1 protein-coding gene is annotated in these 387 nt (G+C 72.9%); it reads right to left on the reverse strand.

The window, feature by feature from the left end; translation table 11 throughout:
• Positions 1-368 (reverse strand): DUF222 domain-containing protein (locus ACWXWW_RS17915; RefSeq protein ID WP_455971347.1); only part of this gene is annotated, 368 nt, incomplete at its 3' end.
• Positions 369-387: the final 19 nt, after the last annotated feature.

Below are 387 nucleotides of genomic sequence, written 5' to 3' on the forward strand. Positions count from 1 at the left end.
TCGATGCGGTCCATCATCCCCACCCCGAGCACGTTCGCGACCTCCGCGTCGAACGCGCCCATCGCGTCCTCCCCGGGCCGGAACCCCACCCGCCGCCTCCGCCTCGCGGCCTTGTGGCGGTCGCTGATCGAGACCGGGTCCAGTTCCTGCGCGATCTTCCGCGCCACCTCCGCCAACGCCGCCGCGGTCATCGGCACCCGGTCCAGCCGCTTCAGCACCCGCACCTCATACGTCGCCCGCACGGCAGCGTCGTCGATGCGGTCCCCGCACAGCACGATCGTGCGCGCGTGCGGGAGCGACACCGTCCCTTCCGCGAGCCGGTCCCGCACGACCGGGAACCGGGAGACGAGGACCGTCGCGTCGTTCATCTGCCGCTCCACCGACCGG

This window comes from Microbacterium sp. KNMS (genome assembly GCF_053851835.1).